Here is a 7179-nt window from a genome sequence, read left to right as displayed (position 1 = left end):
ACCCACAGGCTGAACTGATGGCCAGCCAGGTAAATCAATCCGACGAACAGCAACAGGTTGATTACCAGTGGCAGCAGGACGAATAAACGCAGGCTGGGACTGAGGACCAGCTTGAGTCCTTCGCGCAAATATTGCGGGCCAGACAGTACGGGTGCAGGCATATCGTGCTCCGAGCGAAGGGAAACGCGCCGACCTTACCGGCTTTGCCACACGGGCGAAAGCACAGCGGCAGCATCGACATCAACGGTAACAAAGGCGTCTATATATTTGCGGTAACCGAATAGAGACCGCCTATGAGCTGGATTGTTATTCGGTATTTCCTTAATCTTCGCCCCCTCGATACGCTGCACCCATTCTTTTACAGGACTGTCGAGTTCAAGCCTTCCCCAAGTGCTTTCAACGGTCCTTTTTTATTCACGCCGGCCAACCCGGCGTTCCGCGCCAGATGTTTCGGGCCGGTCAACAGGAGCAGGTCATGTCTGAAGTCCGTCATTCGCGAGTGATTATTCTCGGTTCCGGCCCTGCCGGTTACAGCGCTGCTGTCTACGCGGCCCGTGCCAATCTCAAGCCGCTGCTGATCACCGGCATGCAGGCCGGCGGTCAACTGACCACCACCACCGAAGTCGACAACTGGCCGGGCGATGTCCACGGTCTGACCGGCCCGGCATTGATGGAGCGTATGAAAGAGCACGCTGAACGTTTTGAAACCGAGATCGTCTTTGATCACATCAACGCGGTGGACTTCGCTTCCAAGCCTTACAGCCTGACCGGCGACAGCGCGACTTACACCTGCGACGCGCTGATCATCGCCACCGGCGCCAGCGCTCGCTATCTTGGCCTGCCGTCGGAAGAGGCGTTCATGGGCAAAGGCGTTTCGGCCTGCGCGACCTGCGACGGTTTCTTCTACCGCAACAAGCCAGTGGCTGTGGTCGGTGGCGGCAACACTGCTGTCGAAGAGGCGCTGTACCTGGCCAACATCGCCAGCACCGTGACCCTGGTCCACCGTCGCGAAACGTTCCGTGCCGAGAAGATTCTGATCGACAAGCTGCACGCTCGCGTTGCCGAGGGCAAGATCATCCTCAAGCTTAACGCCACCCTCGACGAAGTCCTGGGCGACAACATGGGCGTTACAGGTGCCCGTCTGAAGAACAACGATGGCAGCTTCGACGAGCTGAAAGTCGACGGCGTGTTCATTGCCATCGGCCACACCCCGAACACTTCGTTGTTCGCAGGCCAGCTGACCATGAAAGACGGTTACCTGGTGGTGCATGGCGGCCGTGAAGGCAACGCTACCGCCACCAACATCGACGGCATCTTCGCCGCCGGTGACGTAGCGGATCACGTCTACCGCCAGGCGATCACCTCGGCCGGCGCCGGCTGCATGGCGGCACTGGACGCCGAGCGTTATCTGGACGGTCTGCAGAACGCTTCGTTCTGACTGCGCAGAAATTACAAAACCGGCTTCGGCCGGTTTTTTTTGTGTCCCACGATTCACGGCCGATACATTTTTAATGTGGGAGCGGGCTTGCTCGCGAAAGCGGCATATCAGTCGCCATTGATGTTGCCTGGCACACCGCTTTCGCGAGCAAGCCCGCTCCCACAGGACCTGTCATCAACCTTTCAATCGCTCCTGGACGAAATCCATCACCTTCAGCGACTGATAAATCGCATTCGCCGCTACCCGGCCGAACGGGCCGCCGTTCCAGTCGAGCAGGTACGGCTTGAACAACGCGTAGCGGTTACTTTCCCCGCACACCGCTTCGGCGATCACCCGGCCGCAGATCGAGCCGGTGTTCAGTCCGTGACCGCCAAACGAGGTGCACGCCCAGATTCCCGGTTCAAGCAATCCGAGGTTGGGCATCTTGTTGGTGGAATACCCCATCAGCCCGGACCAGGCCAGCTCGATCCGGACCTGCGCCAGTTGTGGATAAACCGAGACCATGTCCGCCTTGAGCATCGCCGCCAGAGCCTTTTCATTTTGCTCGTTGCGGGTCGTGATGCGACCGCCCCACAACAAACGATCACCCTCGACGACGCGGTAATAGTCCGAGGCGCGGCGATCATCGGAGAATGCCGCGGCGGAATCGAGTACGTTTTTGATCGAGTCGCCCAGGTGTTCGGTCAGCACCACGTAGGTGGCGATTGGCAAATAGGCGCGGCTGAGCTTTTGCAGCTCCGGGCCGCCGTAGCCACCGGCGCAGAACACCAGGTCCTGACAACGCACGCTGCCCTGCGCGGTCTCGACGACTTTATCGCTGCCCTCATGACGCCAGGCGAGCATTTTTGACTGTTCGAAAATCTTGCCGCCCGCCGCCTCGATGGCCATCGCCAGGCCCAGGCAATAATTGAGCGGGTGGAAGTGCAGGGCATTGGGGTCTTCGACGCCCTGGAAATAGCGCAAGGTGTGCGCCCGTTCCCGAACCTCGGCGGTGTCGAGAAAATTCACTTCATAGCCGAAGTCGCGACGCATCGTTTCAATGTGGCTCTTCACCCCGGCAGCGTCGTCGTAACGCTTGACCCGGATCGTTCCGGCCGATGGCGCGCAGCCGCTCAGCGCGAGCTCGGCGATGTTGCGCCGAACAATCTCCACACCTTCGACAGACATGTGAAACAGCGTCCGGGCCTGTTCGAGCCCGAGCTTTTTGCGAATCGCTGCGGACCCTTCCGCCCAGCCCGGCGAAACCACGCCGCCATTGCGGCCGGACGCGCCCCAGGCGACCTGATGGGCTTCGAGAATGACCACGCGTTTGCCGCGTCGGGCCAGTTCGAGGGCTGCGGTGAGCCCGGCGATACCGGCACCGATGATGCAGACGTCGCAGGTTTCAACGGTATTTAATTCGGGCCTGGCCGCGCGAGGCAGCGAGGTCTGGGCATACCAGGTGTTGGGGAAGGACATGGTTGATCCCTGAAGATAAGCCTCACACCCAACCCTGTGGGAGCGAGCCTGCTCGCGATGGACGTCAACGATGACGCGATATCTGGATCTACGCGTGGGCCTTGAGTCTTTCGCGAGCAGGCTCGCTCCTACAAAGATTGGGGCAGGTGGTTATTTGATCGTCGAGTAATCGACGCCGTACCACTTGTCCGACAGCTTGGTCAGTGTGCCGTCCTTGTGCATCGCGGCGATGATTTCCGCCAGCTTGGCTTTCAGCTCCGGGTCACCCTTGTCGGTAGCCACGGCGAGCGGTTCGTAGAACGCAACGTTGTCATCGACGGCCCGCAACGGGTAACCCTTTTTAACTGCTGCATCGAGCGTGCTGCGTTGCGTGAGGATCGCGTCCAGACGCGCACCGTCGCCCAGACGCAGGTCGTCCAGCGGGCCGACCGAGCCGGCGTAGGTTTTCATTTTTTCGGTTTTGACGTCGTAGACCACCGGCGGCACGTCGGTGGTCTCAATCGCCAGCGCCTGACTGAAGTAATCTTCGGACGTGGTGCCGCCTTCGACACCGATGGTCTTGCCATTCAGTGCCTTGTGATCAGTGACCTTGGATTTGTCGTGCACGGCAAACACGTAGGGCACGTAATAATAAGTCCCGGGGAAGTCGAGAATTCGCGCGCGACTTTTGGTGGCGGTCATCGAACCCACGGACACGTCCCAGCGACCGTTCCACTTGCCTGCAGTAATCACGTCCCAGTCCGGCGTGATGAATTTGGCTTCGACGCCGAGACGCTTGGCGATCTCTTTCGATACGTCGATGTCGAAACCGTCGATTTCATTCTTGTCATTGATGAAGCCCTGGGGTGGCCAGGTCGCTGAGGTGGCGATGGTCAACGTCTTGCTGCTCTGGATCTTGTCCAGCACCGCACCGGCATTGGCGGCGCCGACGAACAACAGCGACATGGCGGCTGCGAGGGTGATTGCGCGTTTTTTGCTGAGCATGTCCATCTCCATTTTTCGTTATTGTTTTGCGGCGGGTAAAACGGTTCTCAGTGACCGATGATCTGCGAGAGGAATTTCTGCGCGCGTTCGGTCTGTGGGTTGTTGAAAAATTCGGCCGGCGTCGCTTGTTCGATCACCTGGCCCTGATCCATGAACAGCACGCGGTCGGCGACTTTGCTGGCGAAGCCCATTTCGTGGGTCACGCAGATCATGGTCATGCCGTCGGTGGCCAGCTCGCCCATCACGTCCAGCACCTCGTGGACCATTTCCGGGTCGAGCGCGGAGGTGGGCTCGTCGAACAGCATTACCTTGGGATTCATGCACAGCGCCCGGGCAATCGCCACGCGTTGCTGCTGGCCACCGGATAATTGCGACGGATACTTGTGCGCGTGTTCAGCGATGCGTACACGCTCCAGGTAAACCTGCGCGCGTTTTTTCGCTTCGGTGGAGGACACGCCTTGCACCAGTTGCGGTGCCAGGGTCAGGTTGTCCATCACGCTCAGGTGCGGGAACAGATTGAAGCTCTGGAATACCATGCCAATTTCACTGCGCACGGCACTGACGCTTTCCGCTTCGCTGGTCAGGGTGATGCCATTGACCTCAATGTGGCCTTTCTGGAAGTTTTCCAGATGATTGATGCAGCGAATCATCGTCGATTTGCCCGACCCTGATGGCCCGCACACCACCAGGATTTCACCGCTGGCAACGGTCAGGTCGACGTCGCGCAAAGCGTGAAAATTGCCATACCACTTGTTCAGGCCGGCGATGGAAATCATCGCCGGAGCGCTTTGCGCCACCGGCGTCGGTTGCGGTCTTTCGGCGGTACGGATTGGAGTCATCACGATCAGCTCCTCACGGTGGAACGGTTGACCCGTTTTTCGATGCGCGCCTGCACCCGTTCGAGAATGAACGACAGCGCCCAGTAGATCATCGCGGCGGTGATGAGCATTTCCAGGTGACGGAAATCCGCTCGGCCCTGGGTCTTGGCCAGGTACATCAGTTCCCACACGCCGATCACCGAGACCAGCGAACTGTCCTTGAGCATGGCGATGAACTGGTTACCGGTGGGCGGGATAATCACGCGCAGGGCCTGGGGCATGATCACTTTGCTCAGTGTCTTGAACGGACTGATGTTCAACGCCCGCGAAGCTTCCCACTGCCCTACGGGTATGCTCTGGATACCGGCGCGGAAGATTTCCGTCATGTACGCGCCGTAGCACAGCGACAGCGCGAGGATGCCAGCGGGCACCGCGTCGACTACATAACCGAGTTGCGGCAACCCCAGATAAATCAGGTAGATTTGAATCAGCAACGGCACGCCGCGAAAGAAGGAGGTATAAAACGACGCGAGCGCGTTGGCCAGGCCGTTGTTCGACAACTTGGCCACCGCGCCGATCAGCGCCAGCACGAAGGCAATCACGATGGCGATGGCGGAGATATACAACGTGGTTGCGGCGCCCTGAATAATCAGAAAGCCGACTTTGTCGAGAATGAAGCTGTAGGACAGGTCGAAGGTGTCGAAGAATGCCAGGAACAGAATCAGCAACTCGATCCACACCACAGTGGTTTGCACTTTGAACTTCAGGCGACCAAGGACGTGGAAGTTAAGCGTGCCGAGGACGGCGATGGCCAGGCCGATGGCAATGTTGCGTGAGGTCAGGCTGTCCGGGGCATCGCCCAGCAGCGGGTGCAGAAAGTGACCGAGGCCGCTGTTGCCGAGATTCATCAGGTAGGCGCCGAGGAACAGCACCACGGCCACGCCGAGCAGGAACTGAGGATCGTTGGACTTTTTCTTATAAATTATATTGTCGTGATACATGCATGCCTCGGCTGGTCGGTACTGATGATCTCGCTGAATGAATGGGTACTTCGATGAATCGCCTTGCGCAGGAGTCGGCTCGCTGACGATGGGTCTTTTAATCTGCCACTGCCGGCATGCCGGTTCCTGCGGTTTCGAATCAGGTTCTTTGGCCAGTATTGCGACGCAAATTCCGCGACTACAAGCGAACATATTTCACTACGTCAGTCCCGGAATGCATCTTGCGGTCAGGACAGTTGCGCGAGACAGGCCTCCAGAATGTCCAGACCTTCCTCCAGCACCGCCGCTTCGGTGGTCAGTGGCGCCAGCAGCCGAACAATGTGCCGCGACTTGCCGCTGGGCATCAGCAAAAGACCGGCGTCGCGGGCCAGCGCCAGCAATTGCGTCAGTTGTGCCGAGGCTGGCGTGCCGTCGGCGTGAGCCAGCTCGATGCCACGCATCGCACCGACGCCGGTCAGACGTCCCAGGTAGGGCGAAAGGTTACTCGCGCGCCAGGCTTGATAGCGGCTGACGATCGCTTCTTCCTGCTGCGAACCCCAGACCTGCAGGTTGGCGTCGCTCATCTCATCCAGGGTGGCCATCGCCGCAGCGCAGGCGATAGGGTTGCCCGAGTAAGTACCGCCGAGCCCGCCCTTGGGCAAAATATCCAGCAGCGCCTTGCGCCCGACCACCGCGCCCAGCGGCACGCCGCCAGCGATGCTTTTGCCCAGCAGGATCAGGTCCGGCTCGATGCCCAGCCGCGAAAACGCGAAGCGTTGCCCGGTGCGACCGAAGCCGGACTGGATTTCATCGGCGATCAGCACGATGCCTTTCTCGTCGCAGAAGCGCCGCAGCGCTTGAGCAAACTCTACGTCCAGCGCCAGGAAACCCGCTTCACCCTGCACGGGTTCGATGATGAAACAGGCCACGTCATCGACATCGATTTCGACGCTGAACAATCGGTCCATCGCCTTCAGCGCTTCGGCGCAGCTCACGCCGTTGTCCTTGCTCGGGAAGGGCAGGTGATAGACCGGCCCCGGCAATACGCCGACTTTTTGTTTGTACGGGGCGACTTTGCCATTGAGGTTGAGCGTGGCGAGGGTACGACCATGGAACGCGCCATCGAAGGCGATGACCGCCGTGCGACCGGTCGCGCCACGGACGATCTTCAAGGCGTTTTCCGCTGCTTCCGCGCCGCAGTTGGTCAGCATGCCGCTGACGGGATAATTCACGGGAATAAACGCCGCGAGGCGATCCATGAAGTCGAGGTAGGGCACATGCGGGGCGGCGTTGAAGGCGTAATGGGTCAGCCGGGTCGCTTGATCACGAATGGCCTCGACGATGCGCGGATGACAGTGACCAAGGTTCAACACGCCGATGCCACCGACAAAGTCGATGTAGCGTTTGCCATCGGTGTCCCAGACTTCGGCATTTTTGCCGTGGCTGAGGGTGACGGGATGCACGATGTTGATCGACCGGCTGATGGTTTCGCTGCTCATGG

Annotated in this window: 7 protein-coding genes; 1 reads left to right on the top strand and 6 read right to left on the bottom strand. The window is 59.6% G+C overall.

Going from position 1 to position 7179, the window contains the following annotated elements; genetic code table 11:
- Positions 1–161: EI24 domain-containing protein (locus F8N12_RS11250; RefSeq protein WP_412072143.1), on the bottom strand; the 161-nt coding region annotated here is incomplete at its 3' end.
- A gap of 314 nt (positions 162–475) precedes the next feature.
- Between F8N12_RS11250 and trxB the strand changes: the two genes are divergently transcribed.
- The gene (gene trxB, locus F8N12_RS11240; protein WP_150580498.1) at positions 476–1438 is read left to right on the top strand and encodes a thioredoxin-disulfide reductase; all 963 of its coding nucleotides are present in this window, start codon (positions 476–478) and stop codon (positions 1436–1438) included.
- Between the two features lie 174 nt (positions 1439–1612).
- Here the strand turns inward: trxB and F8N12_RS11230 are convergent, their stop codons facing one another.
- The 5 genes from F8N12_RS11230 to F8N12_RS11210 all read right to left on the bottom strand — a co-directional run bounded on the left by F8N12_RS11230 (position 1613) and on the right by F8N12_RS11210 (position 7177).
- Positions 1613–2896: an NAD(P)/FAD-dependent oxidoreductase gene (locus F8N12_RS11230; protein WP_150580497.1), complete on the bottom strand. Its 1284-nt coding sequence runs from the start codon at positions 2894–2896 to the stop codon at positions 1613–1615.
- A gap of 150 nt (positions 2897–3046) precedes the next feature.
- Positions 3047–3880, bottom strand: a complete 834-nt coding sequence (locus tag F8N12_RS11225) for a transporter substrate-binding domain-containing protein (protein ID WP_150580496.1) — start codon at positions 3878–3880, stop codon at positions 3047–3049.
- A 47-nt stretch (positions 3881–3927) separates the two neighbouring features.
- Positions 3928–4719, bottom strand: a complete 792-nt coding sequence (locus tag F8N12_RS11220) for an amino acid ABC transporter ATP-binding protein (protein WP_412072142.1) — start codon at positions 4717–4719, stop codon at positions 3928–3930.
- Positions 4720–4724: 5 nt separating this feature from the next.
- Complete coding sequence (locus tag F8N12_RS11215) at positions 4725–5699, bottom strand: amino acid ABC transporter permease (RefSeq protein ID WP_150580495.1); 975 nt, start codon at positions 5697–5699, stop codon at positions 4725–4727.
- A 227-nt stretch (positions 5700–5926) separates the two neighbouring features.
- Positions 5927–7177 carry an aspartate aminotransferase family protein gene (locus tag F8N12_RS11210; RefSeq protein WP_150580494.1) on the bottom strand — a complete coding sequence of 417 codons (1251 nt, stop codon included), beginning with the start codon at positions 7175–7177 and terminating at the stop codon, positions 5927–5929.
- Positions 7178–7179: the final 2 nt, after the last annotated feature.

Origin of the sequence: Pseudomonas fluorescens (assembly GCF_902497625.1) — a bacterium.
Classification (GTDB): domain Bacteria; phylum Pseudomonadota; class Gammaproteobacteria; order Pseudomonadales; family Pseudomonadaceae; genus Aquipseudomonas; species Aquipseudomonas fluorescens_BQ.
Note: the sequence above shows the minus strand (reverse complement) of the source record. Positions and strands in the feature narration are given on the sequence as shown.

What these genes read in the sequence shown, in the direction of transcription:
- F8N12_RS11225 (WP_150580496.1), bottom strand. Translation starts at nt 3,880, where the DNA reads ATGCTCAGCAAAAAACGCGCAATCACCCTCGCAGCCGCCATGTCGCTG.
- F8N12_RS11220 (WP_412072142.1), bottom strand. Translation starts at nt 4,719, where the DNA reads ATGACTCCAATCCGTACCGCCGAAAGACCGCAACCGACGCCGGTGGCG.
- F8N12_RS11230 (WP_150580497.1), bottom strand. Translation starts at nt 2,896, where the DNA reads ATGTCCTTCCCCAACACCTGGTATGCCCAGACCTCGCTGCCTCGCGCG.
- F8N12_RS11210 (WP_150580494.1), bottom strand. Translation starts at nt 7,177, where the DNA reads ATGAGCAGCGAAACCATCAGCCGGTCGATCAACATCGTGCATCCCGTC.
- trxB (WP_150580498.1), top strand. Translation starts at nt 476, where the DNA reads ATGTCTGAAGTCCGTCATTCGCGAGTGATTATTCTCGGTTCCGGCCCT.
- F8N12_RS11215 (WP_150580495.1), bottom strand. Translation starts at nt 5,699, where the DNA reads ATGTATCACGACAATATAATTTATAAGAAAAAGTCCAACGATCCTCAG.